This is a genomic window from Rhizorhabdus histidinilytica, assembly GCF_900167915.1.
GTDB classification, from domain to species: domain Bacteria; phylum Pseudomonadota; class Alphaproteobacteria; order Sphingomonadales; family Sphingomonadaceae; genus Rhizorhabdus; species Rhizorhabdus histidinilytica.
Genome location: NZ_FUYM01000059.1, coordinates 1 through 1100, shown reverse-complemented (window position 1 = coordinate 1100; position 1100 = coordinate 1). Strand labels below are relative to the sequence as shown.

General features: G+C 59.6%; 1 protein-coding gene. It reads left to right on the top strand.

Going from position 1 to position 1100, the window contains the following annotated elements:
* Positions 1-365: 365 nt before the first annotated feature.
* Positions 366-1100 (top strand): YbaY family lipoprotein (locus B5X82_RS27195; RefSeq protein WP_235862808.1); only part of this gene is annotated, 735 nt, incomplete at its 3' end.

Below are 1100 nucleotides of genomic sequence, written 5' to 3'. Positions count from 1 at the left end.
TGACATCGGTCAAGCCCGCCGCAGATTTTGCCCGAATGGAGACACTTCACCGAATATTGCTGGGTATCGCGGCTGTCACGGTTCTCGGCGCAGTGGCGGGAAGCCACGGATTCTAGACTGCGCTTTTCGTGTGGTTCCAAAATTCAGTGGCTGTCTCCCAAGAGGGGATCAGATATCCGCCGGGGCCGCCCGCGCCAATCCAGCCCAATCTTCCGCCCGCCATCGGACGTTCGTGGTTCGGAACCATCCTATGCGAAGTCGATTCCCACAGGACTGCCGCTCGAAGCCCTCCCATTATTGCCGATGCCATGGGTTCCGCCTGACCTGCTCTCTTCCGCTCCAATCGCACAGCAAAGTGAAACGCCATGTTCAACAAGCCATTCACAGCCGTACTGGCGATGACCATGCTCGCGCTCGGCGGCTGCGCGACAGGCGCGCGATACGTCGATCCCCAAGCCCCCATTGCGGAGCTGAGAGACAAGGTCGTAACCGGCAACGCATCCTATCGACAGCGCATCGCTCTGCCCGCCCGCGCGAAATTCAACGTGAGACTGCTGGACGTTTCGCGCGCCGATGCGAGATCGGTGATCATTGCCAAGGAAACGCGCGAGACAGCAGGGCAGCAGGTTCCTTTGCCATTTTCGATTAGGGTGAAGGAACAGGACTTGAAGACCAACATGCGTTACGCAGTCCGTGCGACGATTACCGATCCCGAGGGCAACCCGATATGGACCACGGATACGGTTCATTCGGTCGATCCCACGCGGTTCGAGCAGGATCTGGGGACGCTCAATATGGTTCGCGTTGGTGACCGCCCGGCGGCTTCAGGCTTGATCGGCCCGCAATTCAAGGTGGAGGACATCAATCAGACCGGTCTGATCGACAAATCCAATGTGACGGTGCAGTTTTCGCAAGACGGCCGAGTGAGCGGATCGGCCGGCTGCAACAGGTTCACCGGCGACTATTCGATCGAGGAACAGTCGCTTCGGATCGGACCGCTCGCCGTGACGCGCCGGGCTTGCGTGCCGGCGCTCGGGAACCAGGAAACCAGGTTCCTGGCCATTCTGCAGGATGTGACCTCATGGTCCGTCAACAGCAAT